24 protein-coding genes are annotated in these 26,106 nt (G+C 67.5%); 10 read left to right on the top strand and 14 right to left on the bottom strand.

The features are described 5' to 3' along the window. Positions 1-30 precede the first annotated feature (30 nt). Both MLG_RS07450 and MLG_RS07445 read left to right on the top strand, forming a co-directional pair. Positions 31-438 carry a TPR repeat-containing protein gene (locus MLG_RS07450; protein ID WP_011629204.1) on the top strand — a complete coding sequence of 136 codons (408 nt, stop codon included), beginning with the start codon at positions 31-33 and terminating at the stop codon, positions 436-438. A 45-nt stretch (positions 439-483) separates the two neighbouring features. Then, positions 484-1,170: a glutathione S-transferase N-terminal domain-containing protein gene (locus tag MLG_RS07445; RefSeq protein WP_011629203.1), complete on the top strand. Its 687-nt coding sequence runs from the start codon at positions 484-486 to the stop codon at positions 1,168-1,170. A gap of 35 nt (positions 1,171-1,205) precedes the next feature. Here the strand turns inward: MLG_RS07445 and MLG_RS07440 are convergent, their stop codons facing one another. Then, entirely contained in the window at positions 1,206-1,835 is a 630-nt protein-coding gene (locus tag MLG_RS07440) for a TetR/AcrR family transcriptional regulator (protein ID WP_011629202.1), read from the bottom strand. A gap of 88 nt (positions 1,836-1,923) precedes the next feature. Here MLG_RS07440 and mazG point away from each other — a divergent pair, with 88 nt between their 5' ends. Then, the gene (gene mazG, locus MLG_RS07435; RefSeq protein WP_011629201.1) at positions 1,924-2,802 is read left to right on the top strand and encodes a nucleoside triphosphate pyrophosphohydrolase; all 879 of its coding nucleotides are present in this window, start codon (positions 1,924-1,926) and stop codon (positions 2,800-2,802) included. A gap of 21 nt (positions 2,803-2,823) precedes the next feature. On the opposite strand, the gene MLG_RS07430 is transcribed toward mazG, so the two are convergent. From MLG_RS07430 to acnA, 3 genes are all read right to left on the bottom strand, one after another. Further along, positions 2,824-3,249, bottom strand: coding sequence for an acyl-CoA thioesterase (locus MLG_RS07430; RefSeq protein ID WP_011629200.1), 426 nt, complete (start codon positions 3,247-3,249; stop codon positions 2,824-2,826). Positions 3,250-3,266: 17 nt separating this feature from the next. Continuing rightward, a complete protein-coding gene (locus tag MLG_RS15560; protein ID WP_011629199.1) occupies positions 3,267-4,241 on the bottom strand; it encodes a MotY family protein in 975 nt (324 codons plus the stop codon). Between the two features lie 136 nt (positions 4,242-4,377). Then, complete coding sequence (gene acnA, locus MLG_RS07420) at positions 4,378-7,122, bottom strand: aconitate hydratase AcnA (protein ID WP_011629198.1); 2,745 nt, start codon at positions 7,120-7,122, stop codon at positions 4,378-4,380. A gap of 239 nt (positions 7,123-7,361) precedes the next feature. On the opposite strand from acnA, the gene acnB reads away from it, so the two are divergent. Continuing rightward, entirely contained in the window at positions 7,362-9,941 is a 2,580-nt protein-coding gene (gene acnB, locus MLG_RS07415; RefSeq protein ID WP_011629197.1) for a bifunctional aconitate hydratase 2/2-methylisocitrate dehydratase, read from the top strand. Positions 9,942-10,059: 118 nt separating this feature from the next. Here the strand turns inward: acnB and hflD are convergent, their stop codons facing one another. Genes hflD through MLG_RS07395 form a run of 4 tightly spaced genes read right to left on the bottom strand, consistent with a single transcriptional unit; the run spans position 10,060 to position 13,308 of the window. Next, entirely contained in the window at positions 10,060-10,677 is a 618-nt protein-coding gene (gene hflD, locus MLG_RS07410; RefSeq protein ID WP_011629196.1) for a high frequency lysogenization protein HflD, read from the bottom strand. Between the two features lie 14 nt (positions 10,678-10,691). Beyond that, positions 10,692-11,792, bottom strand: coding sequence for a tRNA 2-thiouridine(34) synthase MnmA (mnmA, locus tag MLG_RS07405; RefSeq protein ID WP_011629195.1), 1,101 nt, complete (start codon positions 11,790-11,792; stop codon positions 10,692-10,694). A 35-nt stretch (positions 11,793-11,827) separates the two neighbouring features. After that, entirely contained in the window at positions 11,828-12,298 is a 471-nt protein-coding gene (locus tag MLG_RS07400) for an NUDIX hydrolase (RefSeq protein ID WP_011629194.1), read from the bottom strand. Continuing rightward, positions 12,298-13,308: a LysR family transcriptional regulator gene (locus tag MLG_RS07395; protein WP_011629193.1), complete on the bottom strand. Its 1,011-nt coding sequence runs from the start codon at positions 13,306-13,308 to the stop codon at positions 12,298-12,300. Before MLG_RS07395 ends, MLG_RS07400 begins: the two co-directional genes overlap by 1 nt. 297 nt (positions 13,309-13,605) lie before the next feature. Between MLG_RS07395 and clpS the strand changes: the two genes are divergently transcribed. After that, positions 13,606-13,926, top strand: coding sequence for an ATP-dependent Clp protease adapter ClpS (gene clpS / locus MLG_RS07390; RefSeq protein WP_011629192.1), 321 nt, complete (start codon positions 13,606-13,608; stop codon positions 13,924-13,926). Between the two features lie 150 nt (positions 13,927-14,076). After that, positions 14,077-16,347, top strand: a complete 2,271-nt coding sequence (gene clpA / locus MLG_RS07385) for an ATP-dependent Clp protease ATP-binding subunit ClpA (RefSeq protein ID WP_011629191.1) — start codon at positions 14,077-14,079, stop codon at positions 16,345-16,347. A gap of 54 nt (positions 16,348-16,401) precedes the next feature. Here clpA and infA read toward each other — a convergent pair whose 3' ends face one another. From infA to MLG_RS15555, 5 genes are all read right to left on the bottom strand, one after another. Continuing rightward, positions 16,402-16,620, bottom strand: a complete 219-nt coding sequence (infA, locus tag MLG_RS07380) for a translation initiation factor IF-1 (protein ID WP_011629190.1) — start codon at positions 16,618-16,620, stop codon at positions 16,402-16,404. Between the two features lie 174 nt (positions 16,621-16,794). Then, positions 16,795-17,925, bottom strand: coding sequence for a 3-deoxy-7-phosphoheptulonate synthase (locus tag MLG_RS07375; RefSeq protein ID WP_011629189.1), 1,131 nt, complete (start codon positions 17,923-17,925; stop codon positions 16,795-16,797). A gap of 3 nt (positions 17,926-17,928) precedes the next feature. Next, positions 17,929-18,813 carry a carbon-nitrogen hydrolase gene (locus tag MLG_RS07370; RefSeq protein WP_011629188.1) on the bottom strand — a complete coding sequence of 295 codons (885 nt, stop codon included), beginning with the start codon at positions 18,811-18,813 and terminating at the stop codon, positions 17,929-17,931. 44 nt (positions 18,814-18,857) lie between these two features. Continuing rightward, positions 18,858-19,955: an agmatine deiminase family protein gene (locus MLG_RS07365; protein ID WP_011629187.1), complete on the bottom strand. Its 1,098-nt coding sequence runs from the start codon at positions 19,953-19,955 to the stop codon at positions 18,858-18,860. A gap of 28 nt (positions 19,956-19,983) precedes the next feature. Beyond that, positions 19,984-20,310, bottom strand: a complete 327-nt coding sequence (locus MLG_RS15555; protein ID WP_041717958.1) for a hypothetical protein — start codon at positions 20,308-20,310, stop codon at positions 19,984-19,986. A gap of 116 nt (positions 20,311-20,426) precedes the next feature. On the opposite strand from MLG_RS15555, the gene sfsA reads away from it, so the two are divergent. From sfsA to lolD, 3 genes are read left to right on the top strand one after another with little or no spacing between them, the layout of a single operon-like run. After that, complete coding sequence (gene sfsA / locus MLG_RS07355; RefSeq protein WP_011629185.1) at positions 20,427-21,143, top strand: DNA/RNA nuclease SfsA; 717 nt, start codon at positions 20,427-20,429, stop codon at positions 21,141-21,143. Positions 21,144-21,167: 24 nt separating this feature from the next. After that, on the top strand, positions 21,168-22,415 hold the full coding sequence (locus MLG_RS07350; RefSeq protein WP_011629184.1) for a lipoprotein-releasing ABC transporter permease subunit: 1,248 nt from the start codon (positions 21,168-21,170) through the stop codon (positions 22,413-22,415). Further along, a complete protein-coding gene (gene lolD / locus MLG_RS07345; RefSeq protein ID WP_011629183.1) occupies positions 22,408-23,118 on the top strand; it encodes a lipoprotein-releasing ABC transporter ATP-binding protein LolD in 711 nt (236 codons plus the stop codon). Before MLG_RS07350 ends, lolD begins: the two co-directional genes overlap by 8 nt. 14 nt (positions 23,119-23,132) lie before the next feature. Here lolD and MLG_RS07340 read toward each other — a convergent pair whose 3' ends face one another. Further along, the gene (locus tag MLG_RS07340; RefSeq protein WP_011629182.1) at positions 23,133-23,723 is read right to left on the bottom strand and encodes a DUF2062 domain-containing protein; all 591 of its coding nucleotides are present in this window, start codon (positions 23,721-23,723) and stop codon (positions 23,133-23,135) included. A 114-nt stretch (positions 23,724-23,837) separates the two neighbouring features. On the opposite strand from MLG_RS07340, the gene MLG_RS07335 reads away from it, so the two are divergent. After that, positions 23,838-26,090, top strand: a complete 2,253-nt coding sequence (locus MLG_RS07335) for a ComEC/Rec2 family competence protein (RefSeq protein ID WP_011629181.1) — start codon at positions 23,838-23,840, stop codon at positions 26,088-26,090. Positions 26,091-26,106: the final 16 nt, after the last annotated feature.

Here is a 26,106-nt window from a genome sequence, read left to right as displayed (position 1 = left end):
TTGCGGTCTGCAAAAATAGCGGGGATCCCGATGATAAAGCATCAGCGCCGTGCGCGCAGCGTGCTCTGCCTGTTGTCCCTGGGCTGGTTGCTGGCCGGGTGCACGACAATGGCCCCGGCGCCGGCACCACTGGACGGACCAGCGGGCGCCGTTCCAGAGGCCGCCGACGAGGCGCCGTTCTGGTATCGGCTGGGTAATCATCGGGTCAACCGGGGGGACTGGCCCGGTGCGGCGGCCGCCTACCGGCAGGCGCTGGTGGCTGATCCGGGGCACTATCGTGCCCGCCACAACCTCGGGTTGGTCCACGCCCGGCTCTCGGCGGAAGCGCTCAGTGAAGCGGCCGCGGCCGACCCCCGGGCCCCGGACCCGGCGCCACTGCTCCGGGCCCTCTATCGGCCCTGGCTGAACGACGGGGCGGAGCGCCCGGCAACCCCCTGAGCCCGTCGCTGCCGCGCAAGACGAAACAAGACGAAAGGTGTCCCCATGATCGATCTCTATACCTGGCCCACCCCGAACGGGCAGAAGGTGCATATCGCCCTGGAGGAATTGGGTCTGCCGTACCGCGTGATCCCCGTGGATATCACCGCCGGGGCGCAGTTCGAGAAGGCGTTCCTCCAGGTCAGCCCCAACAATAAGATCCCCGCCATCGAGGACCCCGACGGCCCCGACGGCGAGCCGCTGCGCCTGTTCGAGTCCGGCGCCATCCTCCTCTACCTGGCCGAGAAGGCGGGGGCGCTGATCCCCGCCGCGCCACGGGCACGTTGGGAGACCCTGCAGTGGTTGATGTTCCAGATGGGCAGCCTGGGCCCCATGCTGGGCCAGGCCCACCACTTCCGGCAGTATGCCCCGGAGCGGATCGACTACGCGGTGCAGCGCTATACCCGGGAGGCGCAGCGGCTCTACCGGGTGCTGGACCGTCACCTGGCCGGGCGCGACTGGATGAGTGCTGAGTACAGCGTTGCGGATATCGCCATCTACCCCTGGGTCTGCAGCCACGCCTCCCAGGGGCTGGCGGTGGCGGACTACCCGGCCCTGTCAGCCTGGAAGGCACGTCTGGATGGGCGTCTGGCGGTGCAACGGGGCATGGCTGTGCTGCAGGACAGGCGCCGGGCCCCGGAGGAGCTGGATGACGAGGCGCGTTATCATCTCTTCAAGCGCGACGCCCCCTGAGCCTGGCCCGGCCTGGGCCGGCTCAGGGGCCGTTGTCACCCCGGCGGCCGCTCCTCCGCGGAGGGGGCCGCGGGGTCGGGGCGCAGGGCGGCGGTGATGAAATCCTCCAGGGTGTCCATGACCTCATCGGGTGGCTCGCGCTCCTCCCAGACCGGAAAGCGCAATCCCATGAAGTAGGCGATGCCGATGAGCGCCCAGGCCTGCGTGCCCGGATCTCCCTCCCGAATCTCGCCGTTGGCCTGGGCCTTCGCCAGGTGCCTGGCATAACGCTCGGCCAACGTCTGGTAATAATCGCGGTGGATGCGCGGGTCGACGAACTGGGACTCCATCACCACCCGGTAGAGCGAACGGTGGCGCAGGGCAAACCGCATGAAGTGGCGGAAGCCCTGGATCTCCGCGCTGATTCGGTCGCTGGCGTCTTGCACCGCCTCACTCTGGGTGCGGCGCATGCTGCGGTTCATGTGCTCGACCAGGGCGCGGAGGATCTCTTCCTTGGAGCGGTAATAGAGATAAAAGGTGCCTTGGGCCACCCCGGCCCGGCGGGTGATGCTGCTGATGGAGGCGTTGTAGAATCCCTTGGTGCCGAACTCCTCGCAGGCGGCATCCAACAGTGCCTGGCGGGTCTTCTGCCCACGGGCGGTGACAGGGCCTATACGTTGATTCATTATCGGATCTCCTGGCGGCGGCCTGACACGTGAGTCACCTGTAAATTGTTCTTTACTTGGAAGCTAGGGGGGGCGCAGCAGCCTGTCAATGCTGCAGCACGGAAAGGGGGCGCGTCCCTTGGCCATGTCGCAGCAGTCCCGCGCCACCCTCACGGGAGGTAACACGTTGGAACCGATGAACCGTCTGCTGGCCATCATGGCCGCGTTACGCGATCCGGAGCGCGGCTGTCCCTGGGATCTGGCCCAGGACTTTGCCTCCATCGCCCCCTACACGCTGGAGGAGGCCTATGAAGTGGCGGAGGCCATCCGCCGCGGGGACATGGCCGATCTGCAGGATGAACTGGGCGACCTGTTGCTGCAGGTGGTGTTTCACGCCCGCATGGCGGAGGAAGAGGGCTTTTTCACCTTCGAGGATGTGGCCCGCAGCATCAGCGACAAGCTGGTGCGCCGCCACCCCCACGTCTTCGGGGAAGATCGGGCGGACGATCCGGAGGCGGTGCGCCGGTCCTGGGAGGCGATCAAGGCCGAGGAGCGGGCCGAAAAGGGGGAGCCGGAGCACCAGAGCGTAATGGACGGCATCACCTCCGGCCTGCCCGGGCTGGTACGGGCCCGCAAGCTGCAGTCGCGCGCCGCGCGTTTGGGCTTTGACTGGGACGACCCGGCCGGGCCGTTGGCCAAAGTGCGGGAGGAGGCCGACGAACTGGCAGAGGAGATGGCGCAGGGCGCGGGGCCCGAGCGCTTTGAGGAGGAACTGGGTGATCTGCTGTTCGCGACCGTCAACCTGGCCCGCCACCTGAAGGTGGACCCGGAGACGGCGGTGCAGAAGGCCGGTGATAAGTTCGAGCGCCGGTTTCGCAGCCTGGAGGAGGCCCTGGGACACGATACCGAGGACCCGGCTAGCGTCGGGCTGGATCGCCTGGAGGCCCACTGGCAGGCGGTTAAGGCGGACGAGTCCAAGCCCGATTGACTGCCCCCGGGCGGCGGCGGATCAGGCCTCGAAAAGCGCCCGGAACTCGGGCGGTGCCCCGCGGACCTTGCGCTTTCCGTAGTCGAAGAAGACGATGCCGGTTTTGGCGCGGGCCACCTCCCGGCCGCCCTCCACGTTGCTGACCCGGTAGACCAGGTCGCCGCCCACCCGGGAGAAGTCCTGCCCGCCGATCTCCACCCGCAGGCGGTCGCCAAAAAAGGCCTCCGCCTGGTAGACCACGGCGGCATCCGCCACGATGATCCCCGCGCCGCCTACCGACAGCTCGCTGAATCCGTGCTGCTGGAGAAACCGGGCCCGTGCCTCATGCAGCAGCGAGACCAGACTGTCGTTACCCAGGTGACCGCCGTAGTTGATGTCGGTGATCCGCACCGAGATCTCGGTCGAGTAGACGAAGGTATCGGGCAAGTCGATGTGGATGCGCGGCATGGCGGCTCCTTGCAGATTCAGTACTCGGCTCTGACCTCCACCCGTCGGTTGGCGGCCCGGCCGTAGCCATCGTCCTCGGCCATGGCCGGCTGGCGCTCACCCAGACTGCGCAACCGGATGCGCTCATCCGCTATCCCCCGGCGCATCAGCTCCGCTCGGACCGCCTCCGCCCGGCGGGCACCCAGGCGCTCATTGTAATCGGCTGGGCCGGCGCTGTCCGTATGGCCCACGGCCACGATGACCTGCAGGTGCGGATCATCGCCGGCCTGGTTGGCGAACCGCGCCAGGGCGTCCTTCGCGGTGCGGGTCAGGCCGGCGTGATCGAAACCGAAGTAGACGGTGGCCCCTGGTGCGGCAGGCAGTGGCACGGTGTCGTCGTCCGGGGCGCCGGTGCCGGCGGTCTCATGGCCCTGGCGGGCCCAGTCCGGCAGGGGCCCCGCGGCGTCTCCGGTTGCCATGGCGGCGTCCCCGTCCCGGTGCGCGGTACAGGCCAGGAAATCCTCATAGGCGTTCCGGAAGGCCACCGGGGAGAGGCCGACGCGCACCGGGTCTTCGGAGTACCAGCCGACCAGGGTCAGCGCCGGCTGCCGGCCCTGCTCCAATCGGGTCAACAGGTGCTGGGTGTCGTAATGCCCCAAGGTGATGGCCCGCCGCCCCGGTTGCAGTTCCACCGTGGCCAGGGTCTCCTCGTAGTCATCCCGCCAGGCGGGGTTGCGGACGGCCAGTTCAGCGGTGCGGGACTCGGTCAGGGGGCGCTCCAAGTAGAGACTGAGCACCAGCCGCTGTTCCGCTGACTGGCTGACCAGCACGGTGGCGAAACGCGGGATCCGGTGGACCAGATGGCAGCCATGGGTCGCGGAGACCGCATTCCAGCGGGATTGGTGGGGGGTCGCCAGGTAGTCGCTCCCCGCCCGGGCCGTGGCCGGCACGGCGAGGGGTGCCACCAGCAGTGCAGCGCAAACCAGGGAACGGATCGGAGAACGGGTATTCATACCCCCACTATCGGCCGGCAGGCCGCCGGGTTGAGGGGAGCGTGGAAAAAAGGGGCCCCGAAGGGCCCCTGTGTTGACACACCTTATGGGCGGTCAGGCGGGACGGGCCGGAGAGGGCCCGCCATGCAGGGGGCGGTCAAGCCGCCTTGGCGGCCAGCTGCCGCAGAACGTAATGCAGGATGCCGCCGTTGCGGAAGTAGTCCCACTCCTTCGGGGTGTCGATGCGAACCAACGCCTCGAAGGTGGTGGTTCCGTTCGCCCCCTCGGCCTTCACCTCCACAGTCTCCGGGTCGCCCTCCAGGGAGCTGATGGAGAAGGCCTCCTGGCCGGTCAGACCCAGGCCCTCGGCGCTGTCGCCCTCCTTGAACTGTAGCGGCAGGACGCCGAAGCCCACCAGGTTGGAGCGGTGGATACGCTCGAAGCTTTCCGCGATAACCGCGCGGATACCCAGCAGATTGGTGCCCTTGGCCGCCCAGTCACGGGAGGAGCCGGTGCCGTATTCCTTGCCGGCCAGGACCACCAGCGGGGTCCCCTCCTGCCTGTACTTCATGGCGGCATCGTAGATGAACATCTGCTCGCCGCTGGGCACATGGGTGGTCCACCCTCCTTCGGTCCCGGGGGCCATCTTGTTGCGCAGGCGCACGTTGGCGAAGGTGCCACGCATCATGATCTCGTGATTGCCCCGGCGGGAGCCATAGGAGTTGAAGTCCTTCGGCTCCACGCCCTGCTCTCGCAGGTAGTGGCCCGCGGGGCTCTCCGGGTGGATGGCGCCGGCGGGTGAGATGTGGTCAGTGGTGATGGAATCGCCCACGTAGACCAGGCAGCGGGCATCCTCGATCGCCGCCGAACCCTGGGCCTCGGCGGCCATGCCCTCGAAGTAGGGCGGGTTCTTGACGTAGGTGGAGGGCTGCCAGTCGTACAGCTCACCACCGGTCACCTTGATGGCCTGCCAGGTTTCATCACCCTTGAAGACATCGGCGTACTTGTCGCGGTATATCTGCGAGGTGATGTGCTTCTGGGCCAGTTCGGCCACTTCCTGCTGGGACGGCCAGACGTCCTTGAGATAGACGGGGTTGCCGTCCTGGTCATGGCCCAGCGGCTCCTTGTAAAGATCCACCGCCATGTTGCCGGCCAGGGCATAGGCCACCACCAGCGGCGGCGAGGCCAGGTAGTTGGTGCGCACATCGCCGTGGATGCGACCCTCGAAGTTACGGTTGCCGGAGAGCACCGAGGAGACGCACAGGTCACCCTCGCGGACGGCGTTCTGGATCGGCTCGGGCAGCGGACCGGCGTTGCCGATACAGGTGGTGCAGCCAAAGCCGACCACATGGAAGCCCAGGGCCTCCAGCGGCTTGAGCAGACCGGCCCGCTCCAGGTAGGCGGGCACCACCTGGGAGCCGGGCGCCAGACTGGTCTTCACCCAGGGCTTGGGCTTCAGGCCTTTTTCGGCGGCCTTCTTGGCCACCAGCCCCGCCGCCAGCAGTACCGCCGGGTTGGAGGTGTTGGTGCAGGAGGTGATAGCGGCAATGACCACCGAGCCGTGCTTCAGGAGGTGCTTCTCGCCATCCATCTCGTACTCGACCGCGCCCTTCTCGTGGGCGTCGTCCACCCCCGGTGCAGCGTGGCCGCCTTCACCCTCGAAGCGCTCCTCGTCCTTGTTGGCAGGCGCCGAGTGGTGCTGCTCCAGGTACTGGTCGAGGGTGTCGAGGAAGGCCACCTTGGCCCGGTCCAGCGGGATGCGGTCCTGCGGGCGCTTGGGGCCGGCGATGCTGGGTACGACGGAGCTGAGATCCAGATCCAGCACCGCGGAGTACTCCGCCTCGCGGGCTCCGGTCTCACGCCACAGGCCCACCCGCTTGGCGTAGGCCTCCACCAGCTCGATCTGTTCGGCGTCCCGGCCGGAGAGCTCCAGGTAGTTGAGGGTCTCCCGGTCGATGGGGAAGATGCCGCAGGTGGCCCCGTACTCGGGCGCCATGTTGCCGATAGTGGCCCGGTCGGCCAGCGGCAGGTGGTCCAAGCCGTCGCCGAAGAATTCCACGAACTTGCCCACAACCCCGTGCTTACGCAGCATCTCGGTGACGGTAAGCACCAGGTCGGTGGCAGTGGCCCCCTCGGCCAGCTTGCCGGTCAGGCGCACGCCCACCACCTCGGGGATGAGCATGGAGATGGGCTGCCCGAGCATGGCCGCCTCGGCCTCGATGCCGCCCACGCCCCAGCCCAGTACGCCCAGGCCATTGATCATGGTGGTGTGGGAATCGGTGCCGACCAGGGTGTCCGGATAGGCGCGCAGGACGCCGTCCTCCTCGCGGGTGAAGACCACCTGGCCCAGGTACTCCAAGTTGACCTGGTGAACGATGCCGGTACCCGGGGGCACCACCCGGAAGTTGGAAAAGGCCTTCTGGCCCCAGCGCAGAAACTCGTAGCGCTCGCCGTTGCGCTGAAACTCGATCTTGGTGTTGAGCCCCAGCGCTTCGGGGCTGCCGAAGTGGTCCACCATCACGGAGTGATCAATGACCAGGTCCACCGGGGACAGCGGATTGATCAGGTTGGGATCGCGCCCCATGGACTTCATGGCATCGCGCATAGCGGCCAAGTCCACCACCGCCGGCACGCCGGTGAAGTCCTGAAGGACGACGCGGGCCGGGGTGAAGCCGATCTGGTCCTTGGGTTTGCTCTTCGGGTCCCAGTTGGCCAGGGCCTCGATGTGTTCTCGGGTGACGTTGACTCCATCTTCCTTGCGCAACAGGTTCTCCATCAGAACCTTCAAGGAATAGGGGAGGCGATCAATATCAAAGTGCTTTCTCAGGCCGTCGAAGTGGAAGATCTCGTAGGATCTCCCTCCGACTTCCAGAGTGCCGCGGGCGTTGAATGAATCGCTCATCGTACCTCCCTGCCTTCTTTTTGGGATGGTCATGTCTGACCAGAGGAGTATGGCATGAGTGCCTTGTTTTTTCAGTCAATCCGGCCGCCATGGGGCTTTTGCCCCATGCAGCCCGCTTAACTTTTTCCCTTCCTTACCCTAGAATAGCGCCGCCTCAAAAAGATGAAACAACCCGACAAGTTCCCGTGAGGGTCGTCGCCCGGCGGCCCGGCGGAACATCAACAGCGAGGGTGAACCTAGTGCTTGAAGCCTACCGTAAGCATGTAGAGGAGCGGGCCGCCGAGGGCGTGCCGCCCAAGCCCCTGGATGCGGAGATGACCGCGCAACTGGTCGAGCTGCTGAAAAACCCGCCGGCCGGCGAGGAGCAGACCCTGCTCGATCTCATCACCTACCGTGTCCCCCCCGGCGTGGACGAGGCCGCCTACGTCAAGGCCGCGTTCCTGTCCGACGTGGCAAAGGGCGAGACCGAGTGCCCGCTGATCGACCGCAAGCGCGCGGTGGAGCTGTTGGGCACCATGCAGGGCGGTTACAACATCGCCACCCTGGTGGAGCTGCTGGACGACGCCGAGCTGGCCCCGGTCGCCGCCGAGCAGCTGAAGCACACCCTGCTGATGTTCGACGCCTTCCACGACGTGGAGGAGAAGGCCAAGGCCGGCAACGAACACGCCAAGGCCGTGGTGCAGAGCTGGGCCGATGCCGAGTGGTTCCTGGCCAAGCCGGAAGTGCCGGAGAAGTTGACCGTCACCGTCTACAAGGTACCCGGCGAGACCAACACCGACGATCTCTCCCCGGCCCCCGACGCCTGGAGCCGCCCGGACATCCCCCTGCACGCCAAGGCCATGTACAAGATGCCCCGGGAGGGCGTTACCAACGCCGAGGAGCAGATCAACGAGCTGAAAGAGAAGGGCCACCCGGTCGCCTTGGTGGGTGACGTGGTGGGTACCGGCTCCTCGCGCAAGTCCGCCACCAACTCCGTGCTCTGGTACATCGGCGACGACATTCCCTACGTCCCCAACAAGCGCGCCGGCGGCGTTTGCATCGGCGGTAAGATCGCGCCCATCTTCTTCAACACCATGGAAGACTCCGGCGCTCTGCCCATCGAGATGGACGTGGATGCCTTCGAGACAGGCGATGTCATCGACATCTATCCCTACGAGGGCAAGGTCTGCAGGCACGGCACCGACGAGGTGCTGACTACCTTCGAGCTGCGCTCCCCGGTGCTGCTGGACGAGGTGCGCGCCGGTGGCCGCATCCCGCTGATCGTGGGTCGTGGGCTCACCGACAAGGCCCGCGAGAGCCTGGGCCTGGCCGCCTCCGACATTTTCCGCCGCCCGCAGGCCCCGGCCGACTCCGGCAAGGGCTTCACCCTGGCGCAGAAGATGGTGGGCAAGGCTTGCGGCGTCGAGGGCGTGCGCCCCGGCACCTACTGCGAGCCCAGGATGACCACCGTGGGCTCCCAGGACACCACCGGCCCGATGACCCGGGACGAGCTGAAGGACCTGGCCTGCCTGGGCTTCCAGGCCGACCTGGTGATGCAGTCCTTCTGTCACACCGCCGCCTACCCGAAGCCGGTGGACGTGAACACCCACCACACCCTGCCGGACTTCATCATGACCCGTGGCGGCGTCTCCCTGCGCCCCGGTGACGGCATCATCCACTCCTGGCTGAACCGCATGCTGCTGCCCGACACCGTGGGCACCGGTGGCGACAGCCACACCCGCTTCCCCATGGGCATCTCCTTCCCGGCCGGCTCCGGTCTGGTGGCCTTTGCCGCCGCCACCGGCGTGATGCCCCTGGACATGCCCGAGTCGGTGCTGGTGCGCTTCAAAGGCACCCGCCAGCCCGGCGTCACCCTGCGCGATCTGGTGCACGCCATTCCGTACCAGGCCATCCAGGACGGGCTGCTCACCGTGGAGAAGAAGGGCAAGAAGAACTGCTTTTCCGGCCGCATCCTCGAGATCGAGGGCCTGGAGGACCTGACCGTGGAGCAGGCCTTCGAGCTCTCCGACGCCTCCGCCGAGCGCTCCGCCGCCGGCTGCACCATCACCCTGTCCGAGGACTCGGTGGCCGAGTACCTGCGCTCCAACATCACCATGCTGCGCTGGATGATCGAGAACGGCTACGGCGATCCGCGCACCCTGGAGCGTCGCGCCCGGGCGATGGAGGACTGGCTGGAGAACCCGAGCCTCATGCGGGCCGACAAGGATGCGGAGTATGCCCACGTGATCGAGATCGACCTGGATCAGATCAAGGAGCCCATCCTCTGCGCCCCGAACGACCCCGACGATGCCCGCCTGCTCTCCGACGTGGCCGGCCAGGACATCGACGAGGTCTTCATCGGCTCCTGCATGACCAACATCGGTCACTTCCGGGCCGCCGGCAAGCTGCTGGAGAAGTACCAGGGCAGCCTGCCCACTCGCCTGTGGCTGTCGCCGCCCACCCGCATGGACCAGGCGCAGCTTACCGAGGAGGGCTACTACAGCATCTACGGCAAGGCTGGCGCCCGCACCGAGATGCCGGGGTGCTCGCTGTGCATGGGGAACCAGGCCCGGGTGGCACCCAACAGCACGGTGGTCTCCACCTCCACCCGGAACTTCCCCAACCGTCTGGGTGACGGGGCGAACGTCTTCCTGGCGTCGGCGGAACTGGCAGCGGTGGCCGCCATCAAGGGCAAGCTGCCGACCCCGGAGGAGTACCTGGATTACGCCGGTGAGTTGAACACCATGGCCGGTGAGATCTATCGGTACATGAACTTTGATCGCATCGAGGAGTACCGTGCCGCCGCCGCCAAGGCCGCGGAGCGGCTCTCCGCCGCCTGATAGGGGCGCGCGGTGAGTAGTGACGGCCCACCCCCGGGGTGGGCCCGAAAAAACCCCCGGTGGCTGGCTGGCCATCGGGGGTTTTTTACGGCGGCTGTCGCCTCACCGCGGGCGCGGCTCAGTCCACGCGTTCCAGAAGGGCATGGGCCGCCTGTACCAGCCGCTGGCGGCGCAGGATGAGGGTCAGTTTGCCGCCGCCACACTCCCGCCAGAGGCTGGCGGCGCGAATGGCGGCCAGCAGCATGGTGCGGATGCCGGCGGCGATGCGCTCGTCCTGGAGATGGCCGGGATCACCGCGCACCATGATGCGCGGCCCCAACTGGCTGATGGTCTCGCCATAGAGCGCGCCCAGGTTGCGCAGGACGTTCTCATGCAGGGGATGGAAATAATCGGCCTGCCGGCGTGCCGCCTCCAGGCCCTCGCCCAGTTGCCCCAGCATGGCCCGGTTCTTGGAGAGCTTTTTCTCCAGGTGCATGACACCGGCCAGATAGCGGGTGGACTCCATACTCTGCGGATTGGTCAGTTGGGTGACCAGCCGGCGCAGGCCGGGCGCCAGGGCAGTGGGGCCGCCATAGAGCCGATCCAGGTCGCCCTCGTAGGGCTTGACCAAGCTGCTCATCAGCGGCTCGGCCTGGGCGTCGTCCAGGCGCCCGGCGGTGGCGAGTTCGCGCACCAGACCCAGGGCCTGCATCGCGGCCCCCAGCGCCAGCGCCTGTTCCTCGAAACGGTCTCGCATGGGTGATGAGGTCCTTATTCCACAGGGGTTCGGGTCTGGATGATGCCGCCGCCCAGGCAGACCCGGCCTTGGTAGAAGACCACCGACTGGCCCGGGGTGACGGCCCGCTGCGGGGTATCGAAGCGGACCACCACGCTGGTTGGCGACGGGCCTGCCTCGAGGGCGCAGGGCTGATCCTGTTGACGATAGCGTGACTTGACCGTGCAGCGCAGGGGCAGGGTGGGGGGAGCACCCGCCACCCAGGAGAGCTCATCCGCCACCAGCGCGGTGGACAGCAGGCGCGGGTGGGCGTGGCCCTGCACGACGATCAAGGCGTTGCGCGCCATGTCTTTGTCGGCGACGTACCAGGCCCCTTCGTCGTGATCGGGCAGGCCGCCCAGGCCCAGACCGCGGCGTTGGCCGAGGGTGTAAAAGGCCAACCCCTGATGCTCACCCACCACCTGCCCCTCGGGGGTCTCCATGGGCCCCGGGCTGCGCTGAATGTAGCGGCTCAGAAACGCGCGAAAGTCGCGCTCGCCGATAAAGCAGATGCCGGTGCTGTCCCGGCGGGCGTGGTTGGGCAGCCCCGCTGCAGCGGCCTGCCGGCGCACCTCGGGCTTGGGCAGCTCACTGAGCGGGAACAGGCTGTGGCGGAGCTGCGCCTGGCCCAGGGTGTAGAGAAAGTAGCTCTGGTCCTTGTGCGGATCCTCGCCCCGGAGCAGGGTGAATCGCCCCCCCTGCTCGCCAACCCCGGCATAGTGGCCGGTAGCCACCTTCGATGCCCCCAGGCTCAGGGCGTGGTCCAGGAAGGCGCGGAACTTGATCCGCTGGTTGCAGAGGATGTCGGGATTGGGCGTGCGCCCGGCCCGGTACTCGCGCAGGCACACCTCGAAGACCTGCTCCCGGTAGCGGGCGGCGAAGTTGGCCCGGTGCAGGCGGATACCCAGGTGATCGGCCACGGCCTGGGCTTCGGCCAGGTCCTCTTCGGCGGCGCAGTGGGTGAGGGTGTCGTCATCCTCCCAGTTCTTCATGAACAAGCCCTCGACGTGATGCCCTGCCTCGAGCAGGCGCATCGCCGCCACGGCGGAATCCACCCCGCCGGAGAGGCCCACCACGACCTTGTCCGTTTTGCCCATAGGTCAACCGAGGATGCCCAAAACCCGGTAGTTTATCATGGGCAGCCGGGCGGGAGCAGATGCCCCAATAGCGCCAGCGGGTAGCGATGGCCGGCCTGGTAATCGCGGATGCAGCGCATGACCAGCGGGCTGCGCAGCCCCACCGCGTGGGCCTCCAGCTCTTCAGGACGCTTCCAGCAAGTGCGTATAATCTCTTGATCCAGCGCCTGATTTGGGTCGTGCTCGGTCAGCGACCCGGTGAAGGCGATGCGCAGAAAGCTGCGCTCGGTGTCCGCCGGGTCCGGTTGCCAGAGGTAGACCCCCACCAGCGCTTCCGGCTGAAAGCCCCAGGCAGTCTCCTCCCGGGTCTCGCGGATGACCGCGTGGGTCAGGCTCTCGCCGGGGTCCAGATGGCCGGCGGGCTGGTTGTAGACCACGGCGTCCCCCTCGGGCCGCTCCTCGACCATCAGAAAGCGGCCCTCCCACTCGACCACGGCCGCCACCGTGACATGGGGTTTCCAGACCATCAGCGCTCCTTGTCCGGGGCATGCTCGCTGGCCCGGGGGATGAAGACCGATTCGCTGGCGACATCCTTGCGGCGTTCGCCGTCCAGGTCCGCCTCGCCGGAGAAGATATCCGGCGCCATCACCTCCAGGAAACGCTTGGCCTGGGGCGAAAGATAGCGGCCCCTGCGCAGCATGACCCCGTAGGTGCGCTGCGGGAAGACCTCGGGCAGGGACCTGACGTGCAGGCGTTCCGAGCCACTGAGACAGATACTGCTGGCAATGCCGATGCCAAACCCCAACTCCACGTAGCGCTTGATGATCTCCCAGCCACCCACCTCCAGGCGCACCCGGTAGGGAATGTTGTGCTGTTGGAAGACCAGGTTCACCAGCCGCCAGGTGGTCAGGTGGCGGGGAGGCAGGATCAGTTCGCCGGAGGCGAGATCGGCCAGGGTGAGCTCGGATTTCTCCGCCAGCGGGTGCCCCAGCGGGAGGATCAGGCGCAGGTCATACGTATAGATGGCGCGGTAGCTCAGGTCCTCGGGCAGATCCAGGGTGGAGCCCACGGCCAGGTCCACCTCGTCGTGCTGCAGGGCGGAGATCATGTCGCGACCGATCAGGTTGTGCAGCTTGACATGGACCCCGGGGTAGCGGGCCATGAACTGTTTGAGCAGATCGGGCAGGATGTAGAGCGTGGTTGACTCGCCGGCGGCGATGTCCAGCCGTCCCGTCTGCAGCCGCTGGTGGCGGGCGGCGAACCGCTCGGGCAAGGCGTCCACGCCCTCCACCAAAGGCTGGGCCAGTTCGTACAGGGTCTCGCCATCCGGGGTCAGCCGGATGCGCGGGCCCCGGCGCTCGAACAGCGCGATGCCCAGTTCCCGCTCCAGGGCCTGGATCTGGAGCGACACCGAGGGTTGGCTCAACTCCAGTCGCTGCGCCGCCCGGGAGATGCTGCCCTCCTGGGCGGCATGACAAAACGCCCGCAACTGCTTGAGTCGGTTGTGTTTATAGTAGAGCCTGCCACTGCCCGCCACGATTGTTTCCGGTCCCTCTCGGCCAGTATTGATAAGGCCAATGGTCTTATCGACCATTATTGATTGTCAATTGCTGCAATGCCCCACTTATATTTGCATCCTCGGTCACGGCATTGACCGGTTCCACCGAAGCGGAGCAGTTCTGAGATTTTAACGAGGTTTCAATGGGTTCCAGTAAGGGGGCCGGGCCGCTTCATGGTGGCCCAGGCCCTTTTTCACCATTGGCCGGGCCCCACCTTCGGCCTAAAATAGGGGGAAACCCTTCGTTGACCGCAAGCGAGCAGGACATCATCAACCATGACGGACAAGGCAGGAGACTGGCAGGAGCATGGCCCACAGGTGGAGGAGGCGCCGCCCCAGGTCAAGCGGCCGCCCCTGTTCAAGGTCATCATCCTGAACGACGACTACACCCCGATGGATTTTGTGGTGGAGGTCCTGCAGAAGTTCTTTCACATGGACCGCGCCCGGGCCACCCAGGTGATGCTGCATGTCCACACCCGGGGAGAGGGCGTCTGCGGGGTCTTCAGTCGTGACGTGGCGGAAACCAAGGTAAACCAGGTCAACGACTGGTCCCGCCAGCACGAGCACCCGCTGATGTGTACCCTGAAGGAGGCCTGAGCGGCGGCGGTGCCTTGAAAGCGCCACCCGTCGTACCCAGTTACGCTACTATAGAGCGAAAGGGGGCCGCCCAGTCGGGAACCCGACCCGCCCCCACCCGGTCTGATTCATCAGACGTAACCGGGGCGTCAGATCACTGAGGACCAGGGCATGCTGAGTAAAGAGCTGGAGTTCACGCTGAACATGGCATTCAAGGATGCCAGGGAGAAACGGCATGAGTTTCTCACCGTGGAGCACCTGCTGCTGGCCCTCACCGACAATCCGGCAGCCGTGGCCGTGCTGAAAGGCTGCGGCGTCAAGCTGGACAAGCTTCGCCGCGATCTGGAGGGCTTCCTGGCCGAGACCACGCCGCTGCTGCCCGCCAATGACACCCGCGAGACCCAGCCGACGCTGGGCTTCCAGCGGGTCCTGCAGCGCGCCATCCTGCACGTGCAATCCTCCGGCAAACGCGAGGTGACCGGCGCCAACGTCCTGGTGGCCATCTTCAGTGAGCAGGAGTCGCAGGCGGTTTACTTCCTGCATCGGCAGAACGTCTCCCGTCTCGACGTGGTCAACTACCTCTCCCACGGCACCTCCAGCGTCGCCAACGACCCGGAGGAGGGCGAGGACGCCGGCGGAACCGGCAACGTGGAGGAGGAGGCGGAGCCGGCTCAGGGTAACTCGCCGCTGGATCAGTACGCCACCAACCTCAACGCCAAGGCGCGTAAGGGCCAGATCGACCCCCTGATCGGCCGCGAGCACGAGGTCGAGCGGACCATCCAGGTCCTCTGCCGCCGGCGCAAGAACAATCCGCTCTACGTGGGCGAGGCCGGCGTCGGCAAGACGGCGATCGCCGAGGGCCTGGCCAAGATGATCGAGGACAGCCAGGTGCCGGAGGTCCTCGCCGATGCCACCATCTATTCGCTGGACTTGGGCGCGCTGGTGGCGGGCACCAAATACCGCGGTGATTTCGAGAAGCGGCTCAAGGCCTTGCTGCAACAACTGCGCAACGACCAGCATGCGGTGCTGTTCATTGATGAGATTCACACCATCATCGGGGCCGGCTCGGCCTCGGGCGGGGTGATGGATGCCTCCAACCTCATCAAGCCCATGCTCGCCAGCGGCGAGTTGAAGTGCATCGGTTCCACCACCTACCAGGAGTACCGCGGCATCTTCGAAAAGGATCGCGCCCTGGCGCGGCGGTTCCAGAAGATCGACGTGGGTGAACCCAGCGTCAGCGAGACGGTGCAGATCCTCAAGGGGCTGAAGAGCCGTTTCGAGGCGCACCACGGGGTGCGCTTCACCGAGCCGGCGCTGAACGCCGCCGCGGAGCTGTCGGCCCGCTACATCAACGACCGGCGGCTGCCCGACAAGGCCATCGACGTGATCGACGAGGCCGGCGCCCGGCTGCGGCTGCGGCCAAAGTCCCGCCGGCGCAAGACGGTGGGGGTGCAGGACATCGAGGGCATTGTGGCCAAGATCGCCCGCATCCCGCCGAAGCGGGTCTCGGCCACCGACATGCAGGTGCTGGAGAATCTCGAAAAGGACCTCAAGGGGCTGATTTTCGGCCAGGACGAGGCCATCGACACCCTCGCCTCCACCATCAAGCTCTCCCGCGCCGGGCTGGGCCAGCCGGAGAAGCCGGTGGGCAGCTTCCTCTTCTCCGGCCCCACCGGTGTGGGCAAGACCGAGGTCTCCCGCCGGCTGGCCGAGCTGATGGGCGTGAAGCTGATCCGCTTCGATATGTCGGAGTACATGGAGCGGCACACGGTCTCGCGGCTCATCGGTGCGCCCCCGGGGTACGTGGGCTACGACCAGGGCGGCCTGCTCACCGAGGAGGTCATCAAGCACCCGCACTCGGTGGTCCTGCTTGACGAGCTGGAGAAGGCCCACCCGGACGTCTTCAACCTGCTGTTACAGGTGATGGACCACGGTACCCTCACCGACAACAACGGTCGCGAGGCGGACTTCCGCAATGTCATTCTGATTATGACCACCAACGCGGGCGCTGAGGACATGAGCCGTCGCTCCATCGGCTTCATGCCGCAGGACCACAGCAGCGACGGGCTGGAGGCCATCAAGCGCCAGTTCACGCCGGAGTTCCGCAATCGGCTGGATGCCGTGGTCCAGTTCAACCCGCTGGACGAGGACAACGTGCAGCGGGTGGTCGACAAGTTCGTGCGCGAGCTCTCGGTGCAGTTGGCCGAAAAGCGGGTTACGCTCATGGTCGATGGTGCGGCGCGGCGCTGGCTGGGCGAGAAGGGCTACGATCCCAGCATGGGCGCCCGACCCATGGCCCGGATCATCCAGCAGCACGTCAAGAAGCCGCTGGCCGAGAAGCTGCTGTTCGGGGAGCTTGCTGACGGCGGCGAGGTTGAGGTCAGCGTGGAGGACGGCGAGCTGAAGATCAACGTCCGGGAGGCGGACGCGGCGGGCGCCTGATCAGGCGCCTGCCCGTTTCACCGTTCGCGGGCCGTGCGCGGCACGGGGCCGGCCTTAACGGGCGCGGTAGGTGATGCGGCCCTTGCTCAGGTCGTAGGGCGTCAACTCCACGGTCACCTTGTCGCCGGTGAGGATGCGGATGTAGTGCTTGCGCATCTTCCCGGAGATGTGGGCGGTCACCACGTGACCGTTCTCCAGCTCAACGCGGAACATGGTGTTCGGCAGGGTCTCGATGACCGTGCCGTTCATCTTGATGGACTCTTCCTTTGCCATTCAGCCTCTCTCTGCGTTGCCTGACAAAACCGGTGTCGGGGTGCCCCCGGCAGCGGGTGCCAGGGGCGCCGAATTCAAGTCGTCGGGCATTCTAACCGGAAAAATGGCGGAATGACACAGCCGCCCGAGCGCCTGTGCCCTCGTTGGCCGGGCGGCCCGGGCCGGCGGCGGCGGTTACTGCCTATTCTGCTCGGCCAGGAAGCGCTGCGCGAGGTCACGGCGCCGTTCGTAGGCCTCGCGCGCCAGACGGACGTCCTCGAGGAACCAGGGCAGTTCCTCGAGCCGCAGGGCCTGGGGCCCGTCCACCAGGGCCTTTTGTGGCGCCGGGTGCACGTCCAGCAGGATCATGTTGGCGCCGGCGACCACCCCTTGGGCGGTGGCGTGCATCATATCCATGATGCCATCGGGTGAGGCGGCCCGGGACCCCACCGAGTGGGAGGGGTCGATACAGACCGGCATCCGGGTCAGGCGTTTCACTACCGGAATGTGTGTGAAGTCAACGAAGTTGCGGTGCGGGTCGCCGAGATGGGTCTTCATGCCGCGCAGGCAGAAGATGACCCGGCTGTTGCCTTCGCTGGCCAGGTATTCGGCGGCGTTCAAGGACTCCTCAAGGGTGATCCCAAAGCCCCGCTTGAGCAGGACCGGAAAGTCGGTCTGCCGGCCCACGTGCTTGAGCAACTCGAAGTTCTGGGTATTGCGGGTGCCGATCTGGAGCATCACCCCGGTCGGTCGGCCGGCCGCCTCCAGGGCGTCATGGATCTCCTCCAGGTGGCCATCGTGGGTCACCTCCATGGCGATCACCTTGATGCCGTGGCGTCCGGCGGACTCAAAGACCCAGGGCAGGCAGCGCTTGCCATGGCCCTGGAAGGCGTAGGGGTTGGTGCGGGGCTTGTAGGCACCCATCCGGGTGCAGCTTAGGCCGGCTTCGGCCACCGCCCGCATGGTCTGGTCCACGTGCTCCGGGGTGTCGACGGCGCAGAGGCCGGCGAAGACGTGCAGGTTATCCTGGCTGAAATCCACGCCGTTATAGGCGAAATGCGCCGCCCGGTCATCGTCCTTGTGCCGGCCCAGGATGCGATAATCGGCCGAAACCCGCACCACCCGCTCCACGCAGGGCAGGGCCGCCATCTCGGACTCCTCCAGGGCGGCGGTATTGCCCAGGAGGTAGACTTCGGTGAGCGTCTGCTCCCGCCCCTGAACCTGGTGGACCCGCGCCGTCACCCCTGGCAGGCGGCTCAGGTGATCGAGCATTTCGTGGTATTGGGGGCTCTCGCGATCAGTGTCTGGCGCTAGGATTAGGATCATTTCTTAGTCCCTGAAACGTTTAAGTAAATCGCTGTAGGCATCGATACGCCGGTCGCGCAGGAAGGGCCAGATACGGCGCACCTGCTCCACCGCCTGCAGGTCAACGTCCACAGTCAGGACGCACTCCTCATCGGTGGCCGCCTGGGCCAGGATCTCGCCCTGCGGGCCGCAGACGAAGCTGCCGCCCCAGAAACGGATGCCTTGGTCCGGGTGCTCCGGGTCCGGTTCCTCGCCGGTGCGGTTACAGGCCAGTACCGGCAAGCCGTTGCTCACCGCGTGGCCCCGTTGCGCCAGCATCCAAGCCTCCCGCTGACGCGCCTGTTCATCGGGGCGGTCATCGGGCGTCCAGCCTATGGCGGTAGGGTAGAGCAGCACCTCCGCCCCGGCCAGCGCCATCAGACGGGCCGCTTCGGGGAACCATTGGTCCCAGCACACCAGCACCCCCAGCCGGCCGACACGGGTCTGGACGGGCTCGAAGCCCAAGTCGCCCGGGGTAAAATAGAACTTCTCGTAGTAGCCCGGATCATCCGGGATATGCATCTTCCTGTAGCGCCCGGCGAGGCTGCCGTCCGCATCGAGCACCACGGCCGTGTTGTGGTAGAGCCCCGGGGCGCGCCGCTCGAACACCGAGCCGACGACCACCACGCCGTGCTCGCGTGCTGCCGTGCCGAGGGCGTCCGTGGTGGGACCGGGTACGGGCTCCGCCTGGTCGAAACAGGCCGGATCCTCCTGCTGGCAGAAGTAGCGCCCCCGATGCAGCTCCTGGAGCAGGACCAGGCCGGCCCCCCGGCCGGCGGCTTCGGCGATGGCGGTCAGCGTCCGGTGGAGGTTGTCATCGGGGTCCGGGCCGCAGCGTTGCTGGACCAGGGCGACACGCAAAGGGGCCATGGCAGGGTCCTCCGTCTCGGTACGGGTAGCGGCGTGCCGGGGCCTCAGGCCGCGTGCCCGGCCGGGTCCGGCGCAACAACGGTGACACCGGCCGGCAGTTGCATGGTGGCACAGTGGACGCTGCCGTGCTGCTGAATGAGCGGCACGGCGGGAATGCCGATGATCTCGCGATCGGGAAACAGCTCACCCAGCACCGCCCGGGCCCGGTCGTCGGCCGGGTCCTGATACTGAGGCACCAGCACCGCCCCGTTGATGATCAAAAAGTTGGCATAGCTGGCCGGCAGGCGCATCCCCTGCTCATCGCGCTTGATCGCCGGCCAGGGCAGGGGGACCAGGCGGTACCCGCCACCGCGCAGGGTCGTGAAGCCGCGTAAGGCGCTGAGCATGGCCTGAAGCTCCGGGTAGTCCGCGTCGTCCGGATCATCGCAGGCCTGGTAGACGATGGTCTCCGGATCGACGAAGCGGGCCAGCATATCCACATGGCCGTCGGTGTCATCCCCGGTCAACCCGCCCCGTTCCAGCCAGAGGACGCGGCTGGCGCCTAGCCGGGCGATCAATTGCTGTTCCACCTGCGCCCGGGTGGCCCCCGGGTTTCGGTTGTCGTTCAGCAGACACCGGGTGGTGGTCAACAGGGTGCCGGCGCCGTCGGCATCGATTGCGCCTCCCTCCAGCACCCACTCCACTCGGCGGAAGCGGGACTCACCGAAGACGCCCTGCTGGACCAGGTGCTGCGTGATCACATCGTCTCGATCGGCGCGGTAACGCTGGCCCCACCCGTTGAAGGCGAAATCCTGGATAAGCGGGCGGCCGTCACCGTTGAGCACTGTGATCGGCCCGTGGTCCCGCGCCCATATATCGTTCGATGGCGCCACGGCCAGGCGGCGGGCCTCTGCGGCCATGCCGGCCCGGGCCAGCAGCACGTCCACACGCTCGCGCAGTCGCTCGTCGTGGCAGACGACCAGTACCGGCTGGTGAGCGGCGATAGCACTCGCCATCGCCACAAAGCAGCCCTCCACAGCCGGGAGCTGGTCGCCCCAGAGCCCGTCCCGGTCGTGGGGCCAAGTCAATTGCACGGCCGCCTGCCGCTCCCATTCGGCGGGCAAACGGGGGCGTTGGGCCCAGGGGGTGAGCGGTGGAATCACGACATCAGGATTAGGCAGGTGCTGCGGTTCATTGCCGCCGGCTCACGGCTCGGATGACGCGGTCGTACTCGAAATAGACGATGAAGTCCTCGTAGACCCAGCGGGCAATCGGCGGCTCGCCCACGGGGCGGTGCCGCGTCTGCGGCGCGCCGAAGGCGCTCTCGACCTGTGCCTGGGTCATGCCGCCACGCGGACGTTGTTCGGCCAGGTCGCGCTCCCGCTCTAGAAGCTCGATCAACAGGACGGTACCTTCTATAGAGGGCTGTTGACGCACCTCGCCGGCCTGCACCGCCGGCCACAGGCTCAGGGCGATGATCAGGGCACTGACACCGATGTGGGGTTTCATCTGCTTCAAGGGTCCTCCCCGCGCCGTTTCGGCGAATATATCATCCCGCACCCCCCGGTAAAACGGTTACACTCTCCGCCGACCACGAATACCCGCCACCGCGCGAGCAGAAACGGACGTATCGCATGATTTTCGACACCCCCTTGCAGGGCGGCCAACTGATACGACGGTACAAACGCTTTCTCGCCGACATCACACTGGATAGCGGCGAGCGGATCACCGCGCATTGCCCCAACACCGGCTCGATGATGGGCTGTGCCGAGCCCGGCTCCCGGGTCTGGGTCTCCCGCTCGGACAACCCCCGGCGCAAGTACGCCTATACCTGGGAGCTCGTGGAGGTGGCGGCGGGCGTGGTGGTCGGGGTGCACACCGGGCGCGCCAACGCCCTAGTGGAGGAAGCGCTGCTCGCCGGCCGATTGCCGGCGCTGCGCGGGTACCGCCGGGTGCGCCGGGAGGTGCGGGTCGTCAACCGCCCGATGCGCGCCGACCTGCTGCTGGGCGATCATAGCGAGGGTGAACCCGACTGCCTGCTGGAGGTCAAGAATGTAACCGCGGCGGTGGCCGACGGGGTCGCGCTGTTCCCGGATGCGGTGAGCGCCCGCGGCACCCGGCACCTGGACGTGCTCGCCGCCGAAGCCCGGGCAGGGCGGCGCACTGCCCTGGTATTCTGCGTGCAGCGCCCGGATGTCCGTGAGGTGCATCCTGCCGATGCCATCGACCGGGCTTACGGCCAGGCCCTGCGCGCCGCCCTGGCCGATGGCATGGAGGCCTACGCGCTGCAGGGCGGGCCGAGCCCGGAGGGTATCGAGCTGACCCGCGAACTGCCCGTGCACTGCCCCTGAGAGGACGCTGACGAGACTGCTTTGATGTTCAAACCCCTGGAGTGCTGGATCGGGCTGCGCTACACCGGAGCCCGGCGCCGGAACCACTTTATCTCCTTCATCTCCCTGAGCTCGATCATTGGCATCATGCTGGGGGTTACGGCCCTTATCGTCGTGCTTTCGGTGATGAACGGCTTCGAACGTGAGCTTAGGGAACGGATTCTAGGCATGATCTCCCACGCCACCGTCTCCGCTTGGGGGGAGCCCATGGAGGACTGGCAGGCAGTGCGCGAGGCCGTGCTCTCCCATCCACGGGTCGAGGGGGCGGCGCCCTTTGTCGAGGGCGAGGCCATGATCACGCGGGGCGGCGAGGTGAGCGGCGTGCTGGTGCAAGGGGTGGTGCCGGCGCTGGAAGGCGAGGTCTCCGAGGTGGCTCACCAACTGGTGGAGGGGCGGCTGGATGACCTGCGTCCCGGCGAGTTCGGTATTGTCCTGGGTTCGGAACTGGCGCGTACCCTGGGGGTGCGTGGCGGGGACCGGGTGACCATCGTAGCCCCTGAGGCGCGGGTATCGGTGGCGGGCATCACCCCCCGCCTGCGCCGGTTCACCGTGGTCGGCGTGTTCGAGGTCGGCATGTACCAGTACGACAAGGGCATCGCGCTGGTGCACATGGAGGACGCAGCCCGCCTGTTCCGGGCCGGCGAGGGGGCCAGCGGTATCCGCGTTCGTTTCGACGAGCTGCTGGCGGCGCCGCGGCTGGCCACCGAGGTCGCGGAGATGCTCCCCGGGGTCTACAGCGTGCGCGACTGGACGCGGCATCACGAGAACTTCTTCCGCGCGGTGCAGACCGAGAAGACGGTGATGTTCGTCATCCTCACCCTGATCGTCGCGGTGGCCGCTTTCAACATCGTCTCCACCCTGGTGATGGTGGTGCGGGACAAGCAGGCGGATATCGCCATCCTGCGGACCCTGGGCTTGAGCCCGGGCAGTGTGATGGGGGTGTTTATCATCCAGGGCACGATCATTGGCGTCGTCGGCACCGCCCTGGGCGTGGCCGGTGGGATCGCGCTGGCCCTCAATGTCGAGAACATTGTCCCCGCCATCGAACAGCTGCTCCAGGTCGAGTTCCTGCCGGCCGATGTCTACTACATCAGTGATCTCCCGTCGGACCTGGACTGGGGGGACGTCGGCCGGATCACCGGCCTGGCCCTGGTGCTGTCGTTTCTGGCCACTCTCTACCCGGCCTGGCGGGGTGCCCGTACCGCGCCGGCGGAGGCATTGCGCTATGAGTGAGGCCTTGGGGATGAACGGAAAGGACGCCCCGGTGCTGGCCTGCCGGGACCTGCACAAGCGTTTCAAGGAAGGACCGCTGGACGTGAACGTGCTCAGCGGCATCGACCTGGCGGTGGCGCCCGGGGAACAGATGGCCATCGTCGGTCGCTCCGGCTCCGGCAAGAGTACCCTGCTGCACCTGCTCGGCGGGCTCGACCGGCCCACCCGGGGCGAGGTCTGGCTGGCCGGCGAGGCCCTGTCCTCGCTCTCTGAGCGCCGCCGCGGCTGGCTGCGTAACCGCAACCTGGGGTTCGTCTACCAGTTTCACCACTTGCTCCCCGAGTTCACCGCGCTGGAGAACGTGGCCATGCCCGGACTGATCGGCGGCCTGGCCCCGGCCCAGGCCCGGGAGCAGGCGGAGATGATCCTGGAGCAGGTGGGGCTGGCCGACCGCACCCGACACAAGCCGGGGGAACTCTCCGGCGGCGAACGTCAACGGGTCGCCATCGCCCGCGCGCTGGTGACCCGTCCACGCTGCATACTGGCCGATGAGCCCACCGGCAACCTGGACAGCCACACCGCTGAACGCATCTTCGAGTTGCTCAGCGAGCTGCACCAGGCCCAGGGCACCAGTCTTATCATGGTCACCCACGACGCCGCCCTGGCGCGGCGCATGGACCGCACCCTCGAGCTGATGGACGGACGGTTCGTCGACGAGCGTTGACTCCGGCGGCCAAGCTAACCGCCGTTTCGGCGCGGCTCCGGTTTCGTACCGGGGCCCGGGTCGGGGCGGGGATTGCGGGTTTGCAGGGCGCGCTCCCGGCGGATGCGGCGGTCGCGCAGGTGGCGATAGATGTAGATCCGCCACAGCAGGTGCACCAACCCGTAGCTGGCCAGTCCCGCCACCACACCCACGACGACGCTGCCCAGCACCAATGGTTGCCAGATGGCGGCCATATTGTCCCAGAACCACTCCAGGCGCAGCTCGAAGGGGGCACGCTGTTCCCGGCCGCCGAGTAAGGCCGTTCCCACCCGATAGCAGAAATAAAGCATGGGTGGCATGGTGAAGGGGTTGCTTATCCAGACCGTGGCCACCGCCAACAGGATGTTGACCCGGGCGACGATGGCCATGCCGCCGGCCACTAGCATCTGCAGTGGGATAGGCAGAAAGGCCACGAACACCCCGATCCCCAGGCCGCCGGAGATGGAGCGCCGGTTCAGGTGCAGCAGGAACGGGTCCTCCGTCAGCCGCCCAAAGAGGCGCAGCCAGCGGTTCTCGTGCAGCACGCGCCGATCGGGTAGCCAACGTTTCAGCATGCGCCGGGGCATAGGGGTTCCTTCGAGGGATTCCAGACTGTTCCGTGACAGGCGCGGCAATCTTACGTAATCTGTACCGGATTTTCATCATTTTCCTTGCCGGGCTCTGATCAGGGAGGATCAGCCATGCGCGCCGGGATGTCGGGCTTCGCCCTGGGCGTGGTCGCCCTGCAGCAGCTGCCGTCACTGCCCGGCGGGCCCTGGCTGCCGGCGGCCCTCCTGGCACTGCCGCTGCTCGCGCTGCGCGCCCCGGCCGTGCGACTGGTGGCGGGGCTCGCCCTTGGCTTGGGCTGGGCCACCTTGCACGCTCACCACGGTCTGGCCCATCGGTTGCCCCTCGCCCTGGAGGGGCAGGACCTCATCCTTACGGGTAGTGTCGCAGACCTGAGCGAACCCCGCGGCCACAGCACCCGGTTCGTCTTTGCGCCGGATCAGGCCCGCACCCCGAACGGGGAGCCCGTCGACGCCCGCCTCCCGCGGCGGATCCGGCTGAGTGCCTATGGACTCGCTACGCCGCCCGCCGCCGGGGAGCGCTGGCGGCTGACCGTGCGCCTGCGGCCCCCTGCGGGCGCCTTGAACGACGGCGGCTTCGATTATGAGCGTTGGCTGCACCAGAATCGGTTTGACGCCACCGGCTACGTGCGGGCCGAGCCCGCTCCGCAACGCCTGACGGAGGGGCGGGGGCTCCATGCCCTGCGCGAACAAATCGCCGGAGCGATCCGCGAGCGCGTGGGGCAGGGTGGCGCGGCGACCCTGCTGCCCGCGCTCGCGGTCGCCGATCGCAGTGGCATGACCGAGGCCCAGTGGTCGGTGCTCGGGGCGACGGGCACCGGTCACCTGCTGGCCATCTCCGGGCTCCATATCGGCCTGGTGGCCGGGTTTGGCTTTGTCGTCGGAGGCGGGGTCTGGCGATGTCTGCCGGCCCTGGCCCGGCGCTCGCCGGCGCGAATGACTGGCGCGGCCTTTGCCCTGCTTCTGGCGGCGGGGTATGCGGCCCTGGCCGGCTTCACCCTGCCCACCCAGCGGGCCCTGATTATGCTCGGCGTGGCGCTGGGGGCCCTGATGCTACGGCGCCGCCCGACGGTCTCCCACGGCCTGCTCGTGGCGCTGACCGCGGTACTGATCCTGGACCCGCTGGCACCGCTGGGTCCCGGGTTCTGGCTGTCGTTTGGCGCGGTCGCCATCATCTTCCTGCTGGCTGCTCATCGGCGGGCCGACCGATCGGGGTGGTGGGTGGGGCTGCGCCTACACGCCCTGATCAGCCTGGCGCTGCTCCCGGTGATCGGCTGGTGGTTCGACGAACTGCCCCTGATCTCGGCACCGGCCAACATGCTGGCCATCCCGGTGGTCGCCTTCCTGGTGGTGCCGCCGCTGCTCCTGGGCGTGCCGTTGCTGGCCTTGCTGCCACCCCTGAGCGAGGCCTTGCTGGTCTTCAGCCTCGGCGTGCTCGAGGGGCTGATGCAGGGGCTGGCCTGGCTTGCCGAGTACGGCCAATGGGGCGATCCGGCGGGGGTCCGGCAGGGGCTCTGGGTGGCGGCGGCAGGCGCGCTCCTGCTGTTATTGCCGCCCGGCTGGTTCGGGCGCTGGCTGGGGCTACCGCTGCTCGCCTTGCCGGTGGCGGCCGGGCCCCAGCCGGACGCAGCATCCGCCCCGTCGCAGCTCGCCGTGCTCGATGCCGGTCGCGGACTGATCAGTGTGCTCGTTGTGGCGGACCGGGTTCTGGTCTATGGCAGCGGGGCACGAGTGGGCCGTGGCGCGACCGCGGCCGAGCGCACCCTGGTGCCCTGGTTGGAGGTTCGGGGGCTGCGCCCGGACTACCTGATCCCCGGGGGCCGCGGCTCGGCCTGGACCGGAGGGCTGGAGGCCCTGCGGGCGCGCTACCCCCAGGCGCACCCGGTAACAACCTGCGAGGCCGGCGGCGCCCTGCCACCCGGTGTCCGGCTGCGGCCGGTGGCCGGGGGCTGTGCCCTGGAGACGACCCTGGGGCAAGCGCGGGTGCGACTCACCCCGTCGGAGCGGCCGCACCACAACGGGGCGCCGCCGATGGCGGTGCTCGTCGCCCCGCTCACCCATCTGCAGCAGCTCGAGGCCGGGGGGCACTCGCCCCGGTACCGAATCGGGTACCCGGTGCGGCGCGAGGAGGCCACGCTGGGCAATGCCAGGGCCACCGCGCACCTGGGCCACAACCCGGCGGTGCTGGGCACCGTCCTCGTCCGACCCGGGGCAGAGGGGCTGCGGCTGGAGTGCTGGTTGCGGGATCAGGGGCGCTACTTCCACCGCCCGTGGCCGCCGGGGCAGGGGAGCACTGACACGGGCGAGGGCGCTCCAAGTCGGTGGGCAAATCCTTTATCATCGCGGTCATGCGAACCGGGCCCCTGAGGGCCCGCACCCCGCG

This window comes from Alkalilimnicola ehrlichii MLHE-1, from assembly GCF_000014785.1.
Taxonomy (GTDB): domain Bacteria; phylum Pseudomonadota; class Gammaproteobacteria; order Nitrococcales; family Halorhodospiraceae; genus Alkalilimnicola; species Alkalilimnicola ehrlichii.
Note: the sequence above shows the minus strand (reverse complement) of the source record. Positions and strands in the feature narration are given on the sequence as shown.